The sequence below is a fragment of the Methylobacterium amylolyticum genome, assembly GCF_030700245.1.
Taxonomy (GTDB): Bacteria; Pseudomonadota; Alphaproteobacteria; order Rhizobiales; family Beijerinckiaceae; genus Methylobacterium.
Map to the genome: position 1 here is coordinate 41847 of NZ_JAUYZI010000012.1, position 19885 is coordinate 61731.

20 protein-coding genes are annotated in these 19885 nt (G+C 74.1%); 14 read left to right on the top strand and 6 right to left on the bottom strand.

Translation table 11 applies throughout. The annotated features are described in order from the left end of the window. The first annotated feature begins 296 nt into the window (after positions 1 to 296). Positions 297 to 2132 (top strand): outer membrane beta-barrel protein, encoded by a 1836-nt coding sequence (locus Q8W71_RS10910; RefSeq protein WP_305525386.1) that lies wholly within the window; start codon positions 297 to 299, stop codon positions 2130 to 2132. A gap of 17 nt (positions 2133 to 2149) precedes the next feature. Here Q8W71_RS10910 and Q8W71_RS10915 read toward each other — a convergent pair whose 3' ends face one another. After that, the gene (locus Q8W71_RS10915) at positions 2150 to 2854 is read right to left on the bottom strand and encodes an SDR family oxidoreductase (protein WP_305525387.1); all 705 of its coding nucleotides are present in this window, start codon (positions 2852 to 2854) and stop codon (positions 2150 to 2152) included. 77 nt (positions 2855 to 2931) lie between these two features. Beyond that, the gene (locus Q8W71_RS10920) at positions 2932 to 3438 is read right to left on the bottom strand and encodes a nucleoside deaminase (RefSeq protein ID WP_370875385.1); all 507 of its coding nucleotides are present in this window, start codon (positions 3436 to 3438) and stop codon (positions 2932 to 2934) included. Positions 3439 to 3613: 175 nt separating this feature from the next. Here Q8W71_RS10920 and Q8W71_RS10925 point away from each other — a divergent pair, with 175 nt between their 5' ends. From Q8W71_RS10925 to Q8W71_RS10950, 6 genes are all read left to right on the top strand, one after another. Then, positions 3614 to 3805 carry a CsbD family protein gene (locus tag Q8W71_RS10925; RefSeq protein ID WP_305525389.1) on the top strand — a complete coding sequence of 64 codons (192 nt, stop codon included), beginning with the start codon at positions 3614 to 3616 and terminating at the stop codon, positions 3803 to 3805. A 168-nt stretch (positions 3806 to 3973) separates the two neighbouring features. Further along, positions 3974 to 4150: a DUF1328 domain-containing protein gene (locus tag Q8W71_RS10930; protein ID WP_305525390.1), complete on the top strand. Its 177-nt coding sequence runs from the start codon at positions 3974 to 3976 to the stop codon at positions 4148 to 4150. Between the two features lie 542 nt (positions 4151 to 4692). Further along, complete coding sequence (locus Q8W71_RS10935; protein WP_305525391.1) at positions 4693 to 6657, top strand: pseudouridine synthase; 1965 nt, start codon at positions 4693 to 4695, stop codon at positions 6655 to 6657. Continuing rightward, positions 6654 to 7211: a 16S rRNA (guanine(966)-N(2))-methyltransferase RsmD gene (gene rsmD, locus Q8W71_RS10940; RefSeq protein ID WP_305525392.1), complete on the top strand. Its 558-nt coding sequence runs from the start codon at positions 6654 to 6656 to the stop codon at positions 7209 to 7211. Before Q8W71_RS10935 ends, rsmD begins: the two co-directional genes overlap by 4 nt. 142 nt (positions 7212 to 7353) lie before the next feature. Then, on the top strand, positions 7354 to 8409 hold the full coding sequence (locus tag Q8W71_RS10945; protein WP_305525393.1) for a GlxA family transcriptional regulator: 1056 nt from the start codon (positions 7354 to 7356) through the stop codon (positions 8407 to 8409). After that, entirely contained in the window at positions 8406 to 9113 is a 708-nt protein-coding gene (locus tag Q8W71_RS10950; RefSeq protein WP_305525394.1) for a DJ-1/PfpI family protein, read from the top strand. Before Q8W71_RS10945 ends, Q8W71_RS10950 begins: the two co-directional genes overlap by 4 nt. A gap of 5 nt (positions 9114 to 9118) precedes the next feature. Here the strand turns inward: Q8W71_RS10950 and Q8W71_RS10955 are convergent, their stop codons facing one another. Together Q8W71_RS10955 and Q8W71_RS10960 are read right to left on the bottom strand one after the other, a co-directional pair. Further along, positions 9119 to 10291: a glycosyltransferase family 2 protein gene (locus Q8W71_RS10955; RefSeq protein ID WP_305525395.1), complete on the bottom strand. Its 1173-nt coding sequence runs from the start codon at positions 10289 to 10291 to the stop codon at positions 9119 to 9121. A gap of 232 nt (positions 10292 to 10523) precedes the next feature. After that, positions 10524 to 11474, bottom strand: a complete 951-nt coding sequence (locus Q8W71_RS10960; RefSeq protein ID WP_305525396.1) for a UDP-glucuronic acid decarboxylase family protein — start codon at positions 11472 to 11474, stop codon at positions 10524 to 10526. 430 nt (positions 11475 to 11904) lie between these two features. Between Q8W71_RS10960 and ybgC the strand changes: the two genes are divergently transcribed. Next, complete coding sequence (ybgC, locus tag Q8W71_RS10965; protein WP_305525469.1) at positions 11905 to 12351, top strand: tol-pal system-associated acyl-CoA thioesterase; 447 nt, start codon at positions 11905 to 11907, stop codon at positions 12349 to 12351. A gap of 4 nt (positions 12352 to 12355) precedes the next feature. Here ybgC and Q8W71_RS10970 read toward each other — a convergent pair whose 3' ends face one another. Next, entirely contained in the window at positions 12356 to 13162 is an 807-nt protein-coding gene (locus Q8W71_RS10970; protein WP_305525397.1) for an HpcH/HpaI aldolase family protein, read from the bottom strand. A gap of 310 nt (positions 13163 to 13472) precedes the next feature. Here Q8W71_RS10970 and tolQ point away from each other — a divergent pair, with 310 nt between their 5' ends. From tolQ to Q8W71_RS11000, 6 genes are all read left to right on the top strand, one after another. Then, positions 13473 to 14189 carry a protein TolQ gene (tolQ, locus tag Q8W71_RS10975; RefSeq protein WP_305525398.1) on the top strand — a complete coding sequence of 239 codons (717 nt, stop codon included), beginning with the start codon at positions 13473 to 13475 and terminating at the stop codon, positions 14187 to 14189. Positions 14190 to 14201: 12 nt separating this feature from the next. Continuing rightward, complete coding sequence (locus Q8W71_RS10980; protein WP_305525399.1) at positions 14202 to 14648, top strand: ExbD/TolR family protein; 447 nt, start codon at positions 14202 to 14204, stop codon at positions 14646 to 14648. 10 nt (positions 14649 to 14658) lie between these two features. Further along, the gene (tolA, locus tag Q8W71_RS10985; protein ID WP_305525400.1) at positions 14659 to 15957 is read left to right on the top strand and encodes a cell envelope integrity protein TolA; all 1299 of its coding nucleotides are present in this window, start codon (positions 14659 to 14661) and stop codon (positions 15955 to 15957) included. Positions 15958 to 16007: 50 nt separating this feature from the next. Beyond that, positions 16008 to 17354 (top strand): Tol-Pal system beta propeller repeat protein TolB, encoded by a 1347-nt coding sequence (gene tolB, locus Q8W71_RS10990; RefSeq protein ID WP_305525401.1) that lies wholly within the window; start codon positions 16008 to 16010, stop codon positions 17352 to 17354. Between the two features lie 112 nt (positions 17355 to 17466). After that, positions 17467 to 18312, top strand: coding sequence for an acyltransferase family protein (locus Q8W71_RS10995; RefSeq protein ID WP_305525402.1), 846 nt, complete (start codon positions 17467 to 17469; stop codon positions 18310 to 18312). An 18-nt stretch (positions 18313 to 18330) separates the two neighbouring features. Next, positions 18331 to 18621, top strand: a complete 291-nt coding sequence (locus Q8W71_RS11000) for an acyltransferase family protein (RefSeq protein ID WP_305525403.1) — start codon at positions 18331 to 18333, stop codon at positions 18619 to 18621. 10 nt (positions 18622 to 18631) lie between these two features. Here the strand turns inward: Q8W71_RS11000 and Q8W71_RS11005 are convergent, their stop codons facing one another. Further along, the gene (locus Q8W71_RS11005) at positions 18632 to 19861 is read right to left on the bottom strand and encodes an MFS transporter (RefSeq protein ID WP_305525404.1); all 1230 of its coding nucleotides are present in this window, start codon (positions 19859 to 19861) and stop codon (positions 18632 to 18634) included. Positions 19862 to 19885: the final 24 nt, after the last annotated feature.

Sequence of the window (19885 nt, forward strand, 5' to 3'; positions counted from 1 at the left end):
CCGGCGCGGCGCAGGTCCGGAGGAGCCGTGCGGCTCGCCGTTGACCGGCCGTTAACCCTGTCCGGCTAGCCTTCATTAACCATGCGGCGTCCCGCGGGACACGGCATCGGGCGATGCGATCCCGGCGCGCGACGCGCGGCGGACGGGCGGGGGCCTCAAGAGCGGTGCTGAGCGAAGGCTCCCAGGGACGGCGGGAGGTGCGGCCGGAGCCGTGCCGGACCGCTTTGGATCGGGCCGCGCCGAGGCCGTCCCCGACCGCCGTGCGGGGCCCCGGACCGGAGGAGCGCGCGGCGCGCATGCTGGCGGCCGGCGCGCTGGCGGCCGTCCTCGCGGCGCTCCCGGGCGCGGCCCTGGCGCAATCCCCCCGCTTCGACGCGATCAGCCCGGTCACCGGGCAGCCCGACAACCCGGGCGTCGGCCAGGATGCCGGCCCGAACGGCCTGCCGGTGCTGCGCCGCCGCCTGGGGGACGGGCTGTCCCGCGGCGGCGGCCGCAACGCGCTCGGCGGCGAGGACACGTCCGGCGACCGGACCGGCGGCGAGGGCCCGGTCCAGGCTCCGGCCCAGGCGTCGACCCAGGCCACGACCCAGCCGCAGGTCCAGGGCCTGCCCGCCCAGCCCGGCCTGTCGCAGCTCGACACCCGCGTCACCACCGGCGGCCAGCGCACCGGCGGCCTCCCCTCCACGTCGAACAATTCCGGCCTGTCGAGCCTGCTCCGCTCGCGGGCGGCCCCGCCGCGCCGCATCGGCTCGGCGACGCGCCGGCTGACCCAGACCGCCACGCGCGCGCCCACCCCCGCCCTGGCGCTCACGCCGGTGGTCCAGCAGGCGGTGGTCGGGGCGCCGCTGCCCCAGACCGCCGCCGCGGCGGGCGCCACGCGGGCCCTGACCCTGCTGCCCCTGCGCGTGCCGATCGCCTCGCCCGCCCTCGGCTTGCTGACGCCGGGCTTCATCCTCGGCACCGACCTCGCGCGCTCGGTCGCGCCCGATCCCGCCTACGCGCCGCTCGGCTTCAAGGTCGGCACCTTCACGCTGCTGCCGACCTTCGCGCAGGGCGTCGGCTACGACACCAACCCCGACCAGACCTTCCGGCAGGCCGCCCGGGGCTCGGTGGCCCTGCGCACCGAGGGCGGGCTGGACTTCTACGGCGAATCCGCCGCGTCGGTGCTGGCCGGCTCGCTGCGCGGCGCCTACCTGGAGACGCCGCAGAACGAGGCCGCGAGCCGCCCCGCCGCCGACGGCATCGTGCGCATGCGCGTGAACGCGACGCGCGATCTGCTGATCGATGCGGAGGGCCGGTTCCTCGTCGACACGCAGCGCACGACGAGCGCCAACCTCCAGGCCGCGAGCGCCACCAGCCGGCCGCTGCTCGCGGTCTACGGCGGGTCGCTCGGCGCCACGGAGACGTTCAACCGCCTGTCGCTCACCCTGCGCGGGTCGATCGACCGTTCGCAGTTCGACAACGCCCGGCTCTCGGACGGCACGGTGATTAACCAGTCCGACCGCAACCTCAACCAGTACAGCCTCGACCTGCGCGCCGGCTACGAGGTCACGCCGGACTTCAGCCCGTTCGTCGACCTGCTGCTCGACACCCGCGTCTACGACCAGATCCGCGATGCGGGCGGCGTGCGCCGGGACTCGGACGGGATCGCGCTCACGGCCGGCGCCTCCTTCGGCCTCGCGCGCTCGCTGACCGGCACGATCTCGGCGGGCATCCAGCACCGCACCTACGTCGATCCGAGCCTGCGCGACATCAACGCGCCGCTGGTCAACGCCTCGCTCGTCTGGACCGCGAGCCCGCTGACGACGGTGCGGATGACCGCGACCACCGGCGTGAGCGAGACCACGATCCCGGGCTCAAGCGGCGTCCTCACCGATGTCGGGACGCTGGAGGTCCAGCACAACCTGCTGCGCAACCTCACCTTCGTCGTGGGCGGCTCGTTCCTGCGCAACACCTACCAGGGCAGCACGACCCGGGAATCCGGCTTCTCGGCCACCGCCCGGTTCGATTACGCCTTCACCCGCTGGCTGACCCTGCGCGGGACCTACATCTACCAGGAGATCACCAGCAACGTCGCCCGGGCGAGCTTCAACGACAACACCGTCCTGGTCGGCCTGCGCGTCAATCCCTGACCCCGCCCTCGGCGGCTTCAGAAGCGCTCGAGCCACGGGCGCAGCTCCAGCTCCGAGGTCCAGGCGCTGCGGTCCTGGCGCAGGAGGTCGCGGTAGGCGCGCGCGATGGCGTCCGGATCGAGGTGGCTGTCCGGGGCGTCGGCGGGCTCGGGGGCGCGGGCCGGATTGCGGATCGCGCCGTCGACGACGATGTGGGCGACGTGGATGCCCTGCGGCTGCAACTCGCGCGCGAGGCTCTGGCCGAGCCCCCGCAGGGCGAACTTGCCCATCGCGAAGGGCGCCGAGCCGGCGAAGCCCTTCAGGCTCGCCGAGGCGCCGGTGAGCAGGATCGCCCCGTGCCGGTGCGGCAGCATCCGCCGCGCGGCCGCCTGGGCGACGAGGAAGCCGCCGTAGGCCGAGACCATCACCGCCTGCGCCACCGCCGCCGGGTCGAGATCGACCACGGGTCCGCGCAGGCGCCCGCTCGCGTTGTAGACGACCACGTCGGGCGAACCGCCCAGCGCCGGCTCCATCCGGGCGAACAGCGCCTCGACCTCGTCCGGGCGGGTCGCGTCGCAGGCATGGACGGCGGCGCCCGTCTCGGCGGCCAGGGCGTCGAGCTTGCCGACGTCCCGGGCCGCGAGCCCGACCTTCAGGCCGTCGGCGGCGAGCAGCCGGGCCAGGGCGGCGCTGAGGCCGGGGCCGGCGCCGACGATCAGGGCACGGGTGTAGGTTGGCGTCATGGGGCGGCTCCGGCCAGAGGCCTGACCAACGTCCGGGCCGGGGCGCGGTTCGGCGATGGCGCGTCCCGCCCGGCGCGTCACCCGCGCCGCGCCGCGAAGAAGCCGCGCAGGAGGGCCGCCGCCTCGTCCTCCCGGAACCCGCCGTACACGTCGGGGGCGTGGTGGCATGTCGGCTGGTTGAACACCCGGGGCCCGTGCTCCACGCCGCCGCCCTTCGGGTCGGCGGCGGCGTAGTACAGGCGGCGGATCCGGGCGAAGGTGATCGCCCCGGCGCACATCGGGCAGGGCTCCAGGGTCACGTAGAGATCGCAGCCGGTCAGCCGCTCGTCCCCGATCCGGGCGCAGGCGGCGCGGATCGCCAGGATCTCGGCATGCGCCGTCGGGTCGCGCAGCACCCTCGGACGGTTGTGGGCCACCGCCAGCACCGCGCCGTCGCGCACGACCACGGCGCCGACCGGAACCTCGCCCGCCGCCGCGGCGCGGCGCGCCGCCTCGAAGGCGAGGTCGAAGGCCGTCCGGCCGGCCCCGAGGCGTTCCGCGCATCGCGATTCCGAGTCTGCCGGCCGGATCGGATCGTCCATCACCGTGTTCTCACACCGAAGCTGCGGCGGTCGCCGGGCCAAGGTCACCGGGCCAAGCATCCAGGAGGCGCCGACCCGATGTTAACGGCCGGAACATTCCACCGGCCGTGACCGTTGCAGTTCCCGAAGCGGCCGAGGCGACCTGACCCGCGCCGCAACACTATCGAGGAGTGACGCCATGAGCAGCACCACCGACAAGATCAAGGGCGCCGCCAACGAGGCCGTCGGCAAGGCCAAGCAGGGCATCGGCGACGTTACCAACAACGATAAGCTGAAGGCCGAGGGCGCCGCCCAGGAGCTCAAGGGCAAGGCCCAGGGCACCGTCGGCGACGCCAAGGACGCCGTGAAGTCGACGACCGACAAGCTCTGATCGGACACGGCGGACGCCTCGGCCGGAGCGGTCGCCGCTTCGGTGAGGCGTTTCGCACGACCAACGGTCGGGACCGGCCCGCGGTGCGCTGCACCGAGGACGGGTCCGACCGGCACCGGACGCGGTCGCCCGGGGCCAGTTCTCACCCGAACCCTTCGCGAGGATGCCATGATCGGCTGGGCCATCACCTTTCTCGTCGTCGCCCTCGTCGCGGCGCTTCTCGGCTTCGGCGGCATCGCCGGCACCGCCATGGAGGCGGCCAAGATCGTCTTCTTCGTCGCGATCGCGCTGTTCCTGATCTCCGCGGTGTTCGGCGTGATGCGCGGCCGCTCGCCCCGTCTCTGACGGCGCTCGGACGCGGCACCGCACGGAAGCGGTCCTGCCGGACCGCGCTCCCGCATGGGCGCGCCGCGCCAGGGCTCCGAAATCGCGTTAACGACCCGCAACCTGTGATACCGTTTCCGGGTGAACCGTTCGGTGATCCGGCCCCGCGCCGTCATCGCGAGCCGTAGGCGAAGCGACCCAGGGCAGCGCGCGTTCGTCGGACGTTGGCGCCACTGGATTGCTTCGCTGCGCTCGCAAAGACGGGGAGCGTCGATCCCGAACCCCTCAACCGGAAGCCGTATCACACGCAGTCCGTCATTCCGGGGCGCCGCAGGCGAGCCCGGAATCCAGAACCGCTGGCAATCCGAGTCTTGCGCGCCGGGTCTCGCGCCATGCTTGGCACGCGGGGGCGGTTCTGGATTCCGGGCCCTGCTGCGCAGTCCCGGAATGACGCGGCCTCTCGCAAAAAAGGCGCTGCCGAGCCTGCGTTGACCCGAGTTCGGAGCCCTGCGCGCCGCGCCGCCCGTCTCGCCTGCGCCGATCGGCTCTGGTATGGGCCGCGGATGACCGACTTGCCGAAAGACGACGCGCCGGCCTCCGCGAGCCCGGGCGGTGACGCCGCGCCCGCCGCTCCCTGGGCGCCGGCCACCGATGCCGGGACCGGAGTACCGGAGGCGCCCGGCCGGCCCAAGCGCGCCGCGCGCCGCGCACCCGGCGGTGATGAGCCCCGGCGCCGCGGGCGCCCCGACGCGGCGCCGCCGGCCGCTGCCACGGAGGCCGAGGCCACCGAGCCGGGCGAGATTCTCCCGGGCGAAGCGGGCCCGGACGAGACGCCCGCGGGCGAAACGCCTCCGGGCGAGCGCATCGCCAAGGCGATGGCCCGTGCCGGGATCGCCTCGCGCCGCGACGCCGAGGCGATGATCCTCGCCGGCCGCGTCAGCGTGAACGGCGCGGTGATCGCCTCCCCCGCCCTGAACGTCACCGAGGACGACAGCATCCTCGTCGACGGCGAGCCGATGCCGGAGCGCGAGCGCAGCCGCCTGTGGATCTTCCACAAGCCGCGGGGGCTCGTCACCACCGCCCGCGACCCGGAAGGGCGCCAGACGGTGTTCGAGGTGCTGCCGGAGGACATGCCGCGGGTTGTCGCGGTGGGGCGGCTCGACATCAACACCGAGGGGCTGCTGCTGCTGACCAACGACGGCGGTCTCGCGAAGGTGATCGCCCATCCCGACACCGGCTGGCTGCGGCGCTACCGGGTCCGCGCCCACGGCGACACCGACCAAGCGCAGCTCGACCGCTTGGCCAAGGGCGTCACCATCGACGGCATGGAGTACGGCCCGGTCGAGGCGACCCTCGACCGCGTGCAGGGCGACAACCTCTGGCTGACGCTCGGCCTGCGCGAGGGCAAGAACCGCGAGGTCAAGCGGATCCTCGAACATCTCGGCCTGCGGGTGAACCGGCTGATCCGGCTGTCCTTCGGCCCGTTCCAGCTCGGCGACCTCGAACCCGGCCTCGTCGAGGAGGTGCGGACCCGGGTTTTGAAGGACCAGCTCGGCAAGAGCCTGTCCGAGCAGGCCGGGGTCGACTTCGACAGCCCGGTGCGCGAGCCGATCCCGCCGTTCGGCTCGCCGAAGCCGGCACGCCCGGCACAGGCCCCGGCCGCCGAGCGGCCCCGGCGCGACGCCGCCCGCCCGAGCCCGCAGCGCGTCTCGACCGGCGGCTCGGGCTCTGGGCCGCGGCGTTCGGTCTGGCGGTCGGACGAGGGCGCCCAGGCCCCCCACGGGACGCGGGTGCCGCGCCGCGGCGCCGATCCCCGGGCGGCCCAGGCCGCCGCCGCTGAGCGCGGCCGCGAGCGCGTCGGCTCGATCCGCAAGGGGGAACGCCGGGTCGTGGTCGAGCGGCTCACGGCGGCGCCGCCGCAGCCGCAGCCCGAGGCCGAGCCCCGCCGCCGCTTCTCCCGCACCGCCCCCGGCCCGGCCGCGGGCGGTGACCGCCCGATCGGCCGTGATGACCGGCCGCCGCGCGCGGGCCGGCCCGATCGGCCCCCTTCGGGCGATGGGCGCCCGCCGCGCGGCCCGGGACGGGGCGGGCCCGGCCCGGCCCGCGACGGCGACCGGCGCGACGCCGGCAGGCCGCCGGCCCGACGCGGGGCCTTCGGAGAGGAGCCGGTGCGCGGCGGGGACCGCGGCCCGCCGCGCGGCAGGTCGACCGGTGACAAGCCGGCGGGTAGCAGACCGCCCGGCGGCAAGGCACCCGGCGGCAGGCCCGCCTTCGGGGGCGGCAAGTCTGCCTTCGGGGGTGGCAAGTCGAGCTTCGGGGGCGGCAGGCCCGCCTTCGGGGACGGCAAGCCCGGAGGACAGGGTCGCGGCGGACCCGGGGGGGGCGGCAGACCGCCCGGCGGCGGCCGGCCTCAGGGTTCCGGCGGCCGGCCCCAGGGTGCGGGTGGGCGCCCGCCAGGCGGCGGCAGACCGCCCGGTGGCGGGCGCGGCCCGAAGCCCGGCGGCCGCCCGCCCCGCGGCGGGCGGTGAGGATCGTCGGCGGGGCGTGGCGCGGCCGACGCCTCGCGACGCCCCGGTCCGACACCATCCGGCCGACCTCGGACCGCCTCCGCGAGGCGCTGTTCAACGTGCTGACCCACGCCTACGGCGACGCCGTCGCGGGTGCCCGGGTGCTCGACCTGTTCGCCGGCACGGGGGCGCTCGGCTTCGAGGCGCTGTCGCGGGGGGCGTCCTACGCGCTCCTCGTCGACGAGGGCGCCGAGGCGCGCGCCGTGATCCGCGCCAACGTCGAGGCCTTCGGCGCGGAGGGCGTCACCCGCCTGTTCCGCCGCGACGCCACCCGGCTCGGGCCCGCCGGACCGGCCGGCCGGTTCTCCCTGGTGTTCTGCGACCCCCCCTACGGCCGCGACCTCGCCCCCGCGGCCCTGGCGAGCGCGGCCGCGGGGGACTGGCTCGCGCCCGGCGCCCTGGCGGTGGTCGAGGAGGCGGAGACCACCCGGATCGCGTGGCCGGAGGGCTTCTCCGAACTGGAACGGCGAGCCTACGGCGACACCGCGGTGACGCTGGCGCGCTACGCGGCCTAGCGACGCCTTTCCCCCGTCCGGCTCCGGCCGCTGGGCTGCCGCCGGACTCGCGCGCATCCCGCCGCGGCCGGCGCCGCGGATGGCAGAAAACGAGGGGACAACGACGTTGTGACGGCACCGAGCCGGTGCCACGGTCGCGGCCATGCCCAGCGCCCCCGCACCGCTCAGCCACCGACCTCCCCGCCGCGTCCTGATCCTCGCGGCGGCGCCGGCGCAGCTTCTCGACATCGCCGGGCCCGCAGAGGTTCTCGCTCAGGCCGGACGTCTCGCCGAGGGCCCGACCGGCGATGCCGCGCTCTACGAGGTCGCCCTCCACATCGTCGCGGAGCCGGGGGCGTCCGCGACGACCGCCGGCCTGCCGCTCGGCTCGACCGTCACCGCCGAGGACCTGGGCGCCTGGGGACCGTTCGACACGCTGATCGTTGCGGGCGGCCAGGGGGCGCGGCGGCGCTGCGACGAGGACGCCGTCCGGGATCTCACGCTGGCGCTCGCCGCGCGGGCCCGGCGCGTCGTCGGCGTCTGCACCGGCGCCTTCATCCTCGCCGCCGCCGGGTGCCTGGCCGGGCGGCGGGTCACGACGCACTGGCGCTGGTGCCGGGAGCTCGCCCGCCGCCACCCCGACCTCGCGGTCGATCCGGAGCCGATCTACCTGCACGAGCGCGGCGTCTGGACCTCGGCCGGCATCACCGCCGGGATCGACCTGACGCTGGCCCTGGTGGAGGCGGATTACGGCCACGCCCTGGCGCTAGCTGTCGCACGGGAGCTGGTGATGTTCCTGCGCCGTCCCGGCGGGCAGAGGCAGTTCAGCAGCCTGCTCACGGCCCAGACCGACCTTCCCGCCCGCCTCGCCGACCTCGTGGCCTGGATGGGCGAGAACCTGCACCGGCCGCTGCGCGTCGAGGATCTCGCCGCCCGCGCCGGCCTCAGCCCGCGCCAGTTCGCCCGCGCCTTCCGCGCGGAGACCGGCGAGACGCCGGCCCGGCTCCTGGAGCGGCTGCGCGTCGAGGCCGCCCGGCGGATGCTGGAGAGCGGCGCGGGGGTCGCCGCCGTGGCCGGGCGCTGCGGCTTCCAGGCCGACGAGACCCTGCGCCGGGCCTTCCTGCGCCACGTCGGCGTGCCCCCCGGCGACTACCGGGACCGCTTCCGCATCCGACCCGCCTCCCTGATCCATCCCACCGAGAAGGTCCTGCACGCATGATCGACCCAGACCGTCACCTCCAGATCGGCTCGCTGCTGTTCGACGGGCTCGACCAGATCGACCTCACCGGACCGTTCGAGGTGTTCGCGCGCGTCCCGAACGCGACCTACCGGATCTACGCGCGCGACATGAACGCCGTGCGCGACGTGCGCGGCCTGCGGCTCACCCCCGACGCCACCCTCGACGCGGCGCCGCAGCTCGACCTGCTGCACGTGCCCGGCGGCTACGGCCAGGAGGCGCTGATGGAGGACGAGGCGGTGCTGGGCTGGATCCGCGCGCAGGCGGCCGGTGCGCTGTGCGTGTTCCCGGTCTGCACCGGCGCCCTGATCTGCGGCGCGGCCGGCCTGCTCAAGGGCCGGCGCGCGACGACGCACTGGAGCGCCCACCACCTGCTGCCGCTGTTCGGCGCGATTCCCGTGAACGCCCGGGTGGTCGAGGACGGCAACCTCGTCTGCGCCGCGGGCGTCACCGCGGGGATCGACGGGGCGCTCACCGCGGCGGCGCGCCTGCGGGGGGACGAGGCGGCGCAGGTGATCCAGCTCACCATGGCCTACGCCCCCGAGCCGCCCTTCGACGCCGGCACGCCCGAGCGGGCGCCGGCCGCCGTGCTCGCCCGGGCCCGGGAGGCGGCGGCGGAGGTCACCGCGCGGCGCGAGGCCACCGCCCGCCGGGTCGCGGCGCAGCTCGGCGTCGCGACCCCCTGACCCGCTCAGGCCGCGGGCCGCGAGACGATCCGCGTCTCGCGATGCCCGCGGAACTCGTAGACCACGCCGGCCCAGACGAGGCGACGCGAGAGCAGGGTGCTCCAGCCGGACACGACGTGCAGGCCGATCCAGAGGGGCGGCAGCCAGCGCACCGCGTAGTCGGCCTTGGCGCGGTAGGCCCGCTGCGCCTCGACGTCGAACGTCTTGCGCACGATCATCAGGCGTACCTCGGCCCGGGCCTGCGCCAGGGCGACGGCGACGACGAGGGCCAGGATCGCGAACAGGTCCCCCCGCAGGGCCAGGACCAGCGCGCACGCCCCGGCGACGAGATGGAACGTGGTCGCCGCCACGGCGCTCCACCAGATCTTCGGCAGATACCAGCCCACGAACTTGTACTGGCGGCGCCCGAAGGCGAGGGCCGAGCGGGCGCTGTGCTCCACCGGCGAGGGCACGATGAGGCTGCGCGGCGCCAGGAGCCGCAGCCGGTGCTCGTGCACGATCCGCGTCAGGAACACGTCGTCGACGATCGCGCCGCGCCAGCGCTCGCGCAGGCCGATCCGCTCCACCGTCTCGCGGCGCATGGCGCAGGTGCCGCCCCAGACCACGTCCCAGATCCGCAGGGCGGCGACGAGCGAGTTGGTCGCCGCCGCGGTGACCGCGCTCGGCACGTCGCCGTTCACCGGGATCAGCCAGCGGTGGCCCGTGACCACGTCGATGCCGCCGCGGGTCAGCGGTTCCACGAGGCGCACCAGCCAGTCCGGCGCGGGCTGCGTGTCCGCGTCGACGAAGGCCACCATCTCGTCGCCGGACTCCAGCCGGTCGAGGGCGTGGATCAGGTTGTGGACCTTCTGGCCCTCGTCGACCGAGAGGCCCGCCACGGCGATCGTCAGGGGCGCGCCGGGCCCCTCGGCGGCGGCGCGCAGGACGGGCACGGCCGGATCGGTCTCCGCCTCGACGACGGCGACGATCCGGTAGCGTCCGTAGCGCTGGGCGCGCAGCCGCGCGACGAAGGTCGGGAGGTGGCGGCTCGTCCCCTTCACCGGTGCGATCACGACCACGGCCGGCTCCCGGGCCAGCTCGATCCGGTTGCCGAGGCCGCGCTGGAACCGCCACGCGACGACGACGCCCCCCGCCAGCAGCGCGAGCCACACCACGAACAGACCGTCGATGAGCCACATGATGTCGATGGATTCCGGGCCGGACGGCGCGGACCCCGTGCCCGCCGACGCTCCTCCGTGCCCGATTACCGGACGGCCGCCCGCGCGTCTCGTTCAAACCGTGTCCGCGCGCCTCCCGGCCAACCTGTGGCGGTACGGCGGCGGCGTGGATGTGGCGCGATCGCTACCCGCCGACGCCGGGATTGGGTCCGAGCGTCGCCCTCCCGGCCGCGCGCAAGCCCGGTTGGCCGCCCTACGCCTCGCCCGCCGCGAGAAGCCGGTCGAAGTAGGCGATGGTCCGGGTCAGGCCCTCGCGCAGGGGCACGCTCGGGCGCCAGTCGAGCAGCTCGCCGGCCAGCGTGATGTCGGGCCGGCGCTGCTTGGGGTCGTCCACCGGCAGCGGCTCGAACACCAGCCGCGAGCGCGAGCCGGTCATCTCCACCACCAGCTCGGCGAGCTGCCGGATCGTGAACTCCCCCGGGTTGCCGAGGTTGACCGGCCCGGTCACCGCCGGGCCCGTCTCCATCATCGCGGCCAAGCCGCGCACGAGGTCGTCGACGTAGCAGAACGAGCGCGTCTGCTGGCCCTCGCCGAACACGGTGATCGGCTGCCCGCGCAGCGCCTGCACCACGAAGTTCGACACCACCCGCCCGTCGTTGGGGTGCATGCGCGGGCCGTAGGTGTTGAAGATGCGCACCACCTTGATCGGCACCCGGTGCTGGCGGTGGTAGTCGAAGAACAGCGTCTCCGCGCAGCGCTTGCCCTCGTCGTAGCAGGAGCGCGGCCCGAGCGGGTTGACGTTGCCCCAGTAGCCCTCGGGCTGGGGGTGGACGAGCGGGTCGCCGTAGACCTCCGAGGTCGAGGCCTGGAGCACCGGCACGCGCAGGCGCTTGGCGAGCCCCAGCATGTTGATCGCGCCCATGACGCTGGTCTTGGTCGTCTGGACGGGGTCGAACTGGTAGTGCACTGGCGAGGCCGGGCAGGCGAGGTTGTAGATCCGGTCGACCTCGACGAACAGCGGGTGGGTGACGTCGTGGCGCAGGAGCTCGAAGCGATGGTCGTCGAGCAGGTGCGCGATGTTGCCCTTGCGCCCGGTGAAGAAGTTGTCGACGCACAGCACCTCGTGGCCCTGCGCCAGCAGCACCTCGGAGAGATGCGAGCCGAGGAACCCGGCACCGCCGGTGATCAGGATTCTCAGCGCCATGCAGGCCTCCGCCGAAGCATCCGGACCGCAACGGTCCCGTTCCGCTCGGCGCGCAGCGGCGCCGGTGCGTGCGACGGCCGATAGCCCGCGCGGGCACGACCGGCAATCCCGGTGTGGGAGACTGCCCAGGGCTCCGAACTCGGGTTAACGCCGGGTCACCTCGGCTGCGATCCACCACCACCGTCATTCCGGGGCCGCGCAGCGGAGCCCGGAATCCAGAACCACAGGGCGTGCCGGGCTTGGCTGTCGTCGGCGTTTCTGGATCCCGGGCTCGCCTCCGGCGCCCCGGGATGACGGCGTGCGTGTCAGAACCGGCGAAAACACGCTGCGGATGTGTCGCGTTCATCCGAGTTCGGAGCCCTGAGGAGACCGCCCCGACGGCGGGCGAGGAGGAGGCGACATGGCCGGAGAGAAGATGGCCGGGGATGAGATGGTCTTGGAAGAGACGGCCGGGGATCGGGGGACCCGCTCGGGCGACCACGCGCACGTCGTGCGGGTCTACTACGAGGACACGGATTTCTCCGGCTTCGTCTACCACGCGAGCTACCTGCGTTTCCTGGAACGCGGGCGGACCGAGTTCCTGCGCGTCCTGGCCGGCGACCAGTCCGAGCTGCACCGCGCGGCGCGCGGGCTGGTGTTCGTGGTGCGGCGGATGAGCCTCGACTTCGCCCGGCCGGCAGGGATGGACGACCTGCTCACCGTCCTCACCCGCACGCTCGACCTGCGCGGCGCCTCGATGCGGCTCGCCCAGGAGGTCCGGCGCGAGGGCGACCTGCTCGTGGCGGCGGACGTCACGGTCGCCTGCGTCCGCGACGGCCGGGCCGTGCGCCTGCCCGACGCGCTGCGCGCCCGGCTCGCGCCGCCGGACGCGGCCTGAGGGTTCAGGCCCGCGCGATCCGCAGCGCCGCGGCGAAGGCGCCCGCCACGAGCATCGCGTCGTAGCCGACCGAGACGAGGTGGAAGCCCATGCCGATCATCTCGCGGGCCCGCTCCGGCGAGTGCCCGAAGGCGCAGGCGACCTTGCCCGCCTCCCGCGTGCGGCGGACGATCTCCTCCAGCGCGGCGGTGACGGCGGCGCCGAGCGGGTCCAGGGCGGCGCCGTCCGACAGGGCGATCGACAGGTCCGAGGGCCCGACGAGGATGCCGTCGATGCCCGGCACGGCGAGGATCCCAGCGAGCCCGTCGATGGCCTCCCGGGTCTCGCACATGGCGATGGTGGTGGTGCGGGCGTTGGCGGTGGCGAGGTAGTCCGACCCGGATCCCTGACCCGAAAACCACATCGCCCGGTCCGGGCCCCAACTGCGCTGGCCGACCGGCGGATACTTCGTCGCCGCCGCGAGCGCCCGGGCATCGGCCACGGTGTTGATCATCGGGGCGACGATGCCGGCGGCGCCCGCGTCGAGCATCCGCGAGGCCATCGCGAAATCGCCGACCGCCACGCGCACGAGGCCGGGCGTGCCGCTCAGGGCCAGCTCGGTGAGGGCCGCGGCGGTGGAGGCGACCTCGAACGTCCCGTGCTGCTGGTCGAGCAGCACCGCGTCGAAGCCCGCCCGCGCCATCATGCCGGCGACCGCCGGATCGCCGAGGCAGGCCCAGCCGAGCAGGTGGCCCGCGCCGTCGCGCAGCCGCTCGGACAGGCTCGGCACGGGTGCGGTCAAGGCTCCCGCGGTGTGTGCTCCTGCGGTCATGGCTCCTCCCGCCGCGGCATTCCGGCCGCCGCGGATCGGTCGGCACCATAGAGAGGCGCGCTCCCGCCCGTCCAGGGCGCCGCCGCCCCACGATCGCCCGGATCGCAACCGATCCTTAACCCTGTCGCGCCCCTAACAGGGCTGCGGCGCGTGAGGGCCCGCCCCGCCGGGGCGCGACCCTTACTTTCGACAGATTCGCGGGCGACAGCCTTGATATCGCTCACGCTTCCGGCGGCCGCTGCGTCTCGAAGCGCTCGTCGCCGACGTGGATGCCCGTTCGGCACCGGCCCGGAGCAGGAGACCTCGACGGATGACCCCAGCCGACGCGATGCAGGCCGCGCCTGTCGCCGACATGTCGCTGCTCGGCCTGTTCCTTCAGGCCCACTTCGTCGTGAAGGCGGTGATGCTCGGCCTGCTCGGGGCCTCGATCTGGTGCTGGTCGATCATCGTCGACAAGACGCTGCTGTTCCGCCGCACCAAGACCGAGATGGACGCGTTCGAGGACGCGTTCTGGTCCGGCCGCTCCCTTGAGGAGCTGTTCCGCTCGTTCAACGACCGCCCGGCGACGGGCCTCGCCGCGGTGTTCGTGGCGGCCATGCGCGAGTGGAAGCGCTCGTTCGAGGGCTCGGGCCGGCAGGTGCAGTCGCTGTCGCAGCGCATCGAGAAGCAGCTCGACGTGACGATCCACCGCGAGGTCGAGCGGCTGGAATCGCGCCTGCTGTTCCTCGCCTCGATCGGCTCGGCCGGCCCGTATATCGGCCTGTTCGGCACGGTCTGGGGCATCATGACCGCCTTCACCTCGATCGCGGCCTCCAAGAACACCTCGCTCGCGGTGGTGGCGCCCGGCATCGCCGAGGCGCTGTTCGCCACCGCCATCGGCCTGTTCGCGGCGATCCCCGCGGTGCTCGCCTACAACAAGCTCCAGGCCGAGGTCGCCAAGGCGCAGTCGCGGCTCGAAGGCTTCGCCGACGAGTTCTCGGCGATCCTCTCCCGCCAGATCGACGAGCGCCTCTCGCTGGCGGCCTGAGGAGACGACGCGATGGCCATGGCGGCAGGCGCGGCCGGCGGCGCGAAGCGCCGGCGCAGGCGGGGACGGCGCAGCGGCGCCATCAACGAGATCAACATGACGCCGTTCATCGACGTCGTGCTGGTGCTGCTGATCATCTTCATGGTGGCGGCGCCGATGATGACGGTCGGCGTGCCCCTCGACCTGCCCCAGTCGAAGGCCTCGCCGCTCAACTCCGACACCAAACCGCTGACCCTCTCCATCCGGCAGACCGGCCAGGTCTTCCTCGGCGAGGACGAGCTGACCGACGGCGCGATCGTCGAGCGGCTCACCGCGGCGGCCAAATCCGGTCCCGACGAGCGCGTGTTCGTGCGCGGCGACAAGCGGGTCGATTACGGCCGCGTCGCCCAGGTCATGGCGATCGTCACCGGCGGCGGCTTCAAGCGGGTCGCCCTCGTGACCGAGCCCGAGCACCAGTAAGGACGAGCCCGTGGCGCTTTCCTTCGACCGCAGGGAACCCGGCGTCTGGATCTCGGCCGGCACGCACGTCGCGCTGCTGACCCTGGCGCTGGTCAGCGTCGCCGCCCCGGCCCTGCCCGAGGCGCAGGAGGGCGTGCCCGTCGAGGTCATCACCGAGAACCAGCTCTCCGAGATCACCCGGGGCGAGCGGCAGGCCGAGAAGCCGATGCCGAACGCGCAGACGCGGGCCGACCGTCAGGCCGAGAAGGTCGAGGATCGCGAGCCGGAGAACGCCAAGACCGACGCGCCGACCGCGCCCACCCGCACCGCCGACATGAAGCTCGCCTACGCGGAGGAGATGCCGCTGCGGATGCCGCCCGAGCCCGACCCGGCCGAGGTCGCCAAGGCGGCCAAGGCCGCGCAGGAGAAGCGCGACGCCGAGAAGGCGGAGAAGGCCGCTACCGAGAAGGCGGCTGCGGCGAAGGCTGCGGCGGAGAAGGCGGCCGAGGCGAAAGCCAAGGCGGAGGCGCACGCCAAGGCCGAGGCCGAGAAGCGCGAGCAGCTCGACAAGCTGATCGAGCGCCAGGAAGCCGAGGCCGCCGCGGCCGCGAAGGCGGAAGCCAAGGCGAAGGCCGAGGCCGCCAAGGCCGAAGCGGCCAAGAAGGTCGCGGAGGCGAAGGCCAAGGCCGACGCGCAGGCCAAGGCGGAGGCCGAGGCCGAGCGCCAGAAGCAGATCGCCGAGGCGAAGGCGGAGGCCGAGCGCGAGAAGGCCGAGGCCGCCGCGAAGGCCAAGGCGGACGCCGCGGCCAAAGCGAAGGCCAAGGCGGTCGCCGACGCCAAGGCGAAGGCCGACGCCGAGGCCAAGGCCCGCAAGCAGGCCGAACTCGCCGACAAGTTCAACGCGGGCGACATCCGCTCGCTGCTCGCCTCCAAGGCGCCGTCGCAGTCGACGGGCGCCACCGGCCACGCGGTGCAGAAGGTGGCGGCGCTCGGCGCGGCCACCGGCACGGCGCAGCGCCTGTCGCCCTCGCTCCGCGACGCCCTGGTCGGCCTGCTCCAGCAGCAGATCGAGCGCTGCTACTCGGCGCCCCCCGGCGCGGCGCAGGGGGTGGTGCTGCCGGTGCTCGACATCCGTCTGAACCCGGACGGGTCGCTGGGCTCCGAGCCGCGAATCATGCGCGGCGGCGCCAGCTCCGTCGACCAGTCGATCGCGCAGGCGGCTCTGCGGGCGGTGCGGCGGTGCGCGCCGTATCACATCCCCGCCACCTACGCGCCGTACTACAACGATTGGAAGGCCATCAACGCGGAGTTCGAGTTCTCGGCGACATGACCCCGCGCCGCCCGTCTCCCCCTGCCGACTGACCGCCCCAGACCGAGACCATGCCCGACAGCCTGACCCTCCGGCGCCGCACGGCGTCCCTGCCCGCGCGCCTGCTGACGCTCCTCGCCCTGATGACGGCCGCACTCGGCCTCGCCGGGCCGGCCCAGGCCCAGCTCCAGCTCCGCATCGGCAGCGGCGCGTTCCAGCCGATGCCGATCGCGGTGGCGGATTTCGGGGGCGACGCCAGCCTCGGCGGCCTCGTCTCCGGCGTGGTGACGAACAACCTGCGCCGCTCGGGCTACTTCGCGCCCCTCGACCACGCCAAGTTCCCCGAGAACCCGCCCTTCGACGCCGCCCCGAACTTCGAGAAGTGGCGGGCGGCGGGCGTCCAGGGCCTCGTCACCGGCCGCGTTTCGCGCGACGGCTCGGGGCGGCTCAAGGTCGAGTTCCGGCTGTGGGACGTGAGTTCCGGCCAGCAGATGACCGGCCAGCAATACGCCACCGAGCCGGCCAACGCGCGCCGCACCGGCCACCTGATCTCGGACGCGGTCTACACCAAGATCACCGGCCTCGGGCCGTGGTTCGACAGCCGCATCGCCTTCGTCGACGAGTCCGGCCCGAAGGAGAACCGCCGCAAGCGGCTGATGGTGATGGACCAGGACGGCGCCAACGTCCGGGCGATCACCAGCGGCGAGATGTCGATCGTCGCCCCGCGCTACTCGCCGGCCACCCAGGACATCGCGTTCATGGCCCAGGCCAGCGGCCACCAGCCGCGGGTGCAGGTGATCAACCTGGAGACCGGCTCGCGGCAGGCCTTCGGCACCGCCGAGTCGATGAGTTCCAGCCCGCGCTTCTCCCCGGACGGGCGCCGGCTGGTGATGAGCGTGCAGCAGGGCGGCAACGCCGACATCGTGACCATGGACCTCGCCTCCAAGGCGCAGCGCCCGATCACCAACGGCATCGCCATCGACACCTCGCCGACCTACGCGCCGGACGGCACGCAGATCGCGTTCGAATCCGACCGCGGCGGCTCGCAGCAGGTCTACGTGATGGGCGCCGACGGCTCGAACCCGCACCGCATCACCTTCGGCGCGGGCTCCGCCTCGCAGCCGGCGTGGTCGCCGCGCGGCGACCTGATCGCCTACACCCGGCAGCGCAACGGCGGCTTCGCGATCTGCGTGTCGAAGCCCGACGGGAGCGGCGAGCGGGTGCTGACCGAGGGCTTCCACAACGAGGGGCCGACCTTCTCGCCCAACGGCCAGTACGTGCTGTTCTTCCGCGATCCCGGCGGCCAGGGCGGCGGCAAGCTCTACATGGTCGACATCACCGGCCGGGTGGAGCAGCCGGTGCCGACCCCGAGCTACGCCTCCGACCCGACGTGGTCGCCGCTGCTCGCGGGACGCTGAGTCCCCGCTGCCCACAGGCGCAGACTACGCATCCGGACGGCCCGCCCTTCAGCCCGGCGGCCGCCCGGACTAGCCTCTCCGGGGCCGGAGCGGACCGGCGCGGCGGCGTCCCATGCAGACCATCGGTTCCCGCCTCGACCGGCACAGCGGCCTCGCGCCGGGCTTCGACATCCTGCGCATCGCGCTCGCGGTCGGCGTCGTCGTCTGGCACGGGCGCGCGATCGTGCAGGGCGACATCGCGCCGGGCAACCGCTTCTTCGAACTCGGCGGCTACTCGATCATCTCGGCCTTCTTCGGCCTGAGCGGCTTCCTCATCACGGCCAGCGCACTGCGGCTGCGGCTGCGGGACTTCCTGCTGAACCGGGCGCTGCGCATCGTGCCGGCGCTGGCCGTGGAGGTGGTGCTCAGCGCCCTCGTCCTGGGGCCGCTGTTCACGGTGCTGGCGACGCGCGGCTACTTCGCCGATCCCGGGACCTACCGGTACTTCGCCAACATCGTCGGGGTGATCACCTACGTGCTGCCCGGCGTGTTCGCCGGCAATCCGACCGACGTGGTCAACGGGTCGCTCTGGACCATCCCGCACGAGATCGCCTGCTACGCGATCATGTCGGTCTGCGTGCTGTCGGGAGCGCTGCGGCGGCCCGGGCTGGTCCTCGCCGCCGCGGGCGCGGTGATCGTCCTCGGGTTCCTCCTGGCCTGGGGCGCCGGGAACGGCCTGCCCGCCCTGCCGGCGCTCGTCGCCGACAAGCTGTTCGTCGGCAAGGCCTCGCGGCTCTACGTGGCGTTCCTGCTCGGCATCGCCGTCTACCTCTACCGGCACCGGCTGCCCTACCACTGGGCGCCGATCACCCTGGCGGCCGCGCTGGTGCTCGCGGCCGGCGCGCTCGACCTCGCGGACACGGCGGCGCTGCCGCAATACCCGCTCATGAACCTCGTGGTGCTGCCGGCGCTGGTCTAACTCACGGCCTGCTTCGGCGTGACCGACGTGCCGGTGCCCGGCCTGCTCCGGCGGGGCGACTACTCCTACGGGATCTACCTCTACGGCTGGCCGATCCAGCAGGCGATGGTGACGCTGGTGCCGGTGCGCGACACGGCGCAGCAGATCCTGCTGGCGCTGCCCTGCATCCTGCTGTTCGCGATGGTCTCCTGGCACGCGATCGAGCGGCCGATCCTGGGCCTGCGGCGGCGCCTGTCCTTCGTGGCCGCCCGCCGGCTCGAAGCCGTCCCGTCCGTCGCCGCGGCGCCGGCGGAACCGGTCCGGCCCTGACGGGGCGGCCCTACTGGCCGAGCAGCCGGTCCCGGGCCTTGAGCGCTGGAAACAGGCGCCCCCAGAGCAGCGCGACGCCGACGGTCGCCGCCCCGCCCAGCACCACCGCCGGCACCGCGCCGACCGCCGCGGCCAGCACGCCCGACTCGAACTCGCCGAGCTCGTTCGAGGCGCCGATGAACACGGTGTTCACCGCCGAGACGCGGCCGCGCATCGCGTCCGGTGTCTCGCCCTGGACGAAGCTCTGGCGGACGTAGACCGAGATCATGTCCGCCGCGCCGGTCACGAACAGGCACAGCATCGACAGGGGCAGCGAGGTCGAGAGCCCGAAGACCAGGGTCGCGATCCCGAACACGGCGACCGCCCGCAGCATCCGCACCCCGGCATGGCGCCGGAGGGGCCGATAGGCCAGGAACACCGCCATGGTCACGGCGCCCGCGGCGGGCATGCTGCGCAGCGCGCCGAGACCGAGGGGGCCGACGTGGAGCACCTCGCCTGCGTAGATCGGCAGCAGCGCCGTCGCCCCGCCGAGCAGGACGGCGAACAGGTCGAGGCTGATCGCCCCGAGGACCACGGGCTGCGAGCGGATGTAGTGGATGCCCGCCGAGAGCGCCGCCCAGGTGATCGGCGGCCGCTCGGACACGGCGGCGGGGCGGAACCGGATCAGCGCGGTCGCGAGGCTCGCCAGCGCGAAGCTCGCCCCCGCCGCCCCGAACACCACCGCCGGCCCCAGCGCGTAGAGCAGCCCGCCGAGCGCCGGGCCGGCCACCGAGGAACTCTGCCACAGGGAGGCGTTCCAGGCGATGGCCGAGCCGAACAGCGGCGTCGGCACCAGCGTCGGCAGCAGGGCCTGCAGGGCCGGGTTGGCGAAGGCGCGGGCGGTGCCGACCACCACCACCAGGGCGTAGACTGGCCAGACCGCCCCGTGCCCGCCGAGCGCGTAGAGCAGCAGGCACAGGCTCGCGGCGGCCTGGAGCGCGAAGGCCGCGGCGCCCACGATCCGCCGGTCGTAGGCGTCGGCGACGTGGCCGGTGATCAGCGCGCACAGCATCGCCGGCAGGAAGCCGGCCAGACCGACGAGGCCCAGCGCCAGGGCCGAGCGGGTGAGGTCGTAGACGAACCAGCCGATCGCCACCGCCTGCATCTGGTAGGCGAGGCCGGTGAGGAAGCGCGCCGTGCCGAACAGGCGGAAATCGCCGATTCCGAAGACGGCCCAGCCGGATGTGTCGTGTTGGGACATGTCGCCCTGCTGATCGGAAGCGGC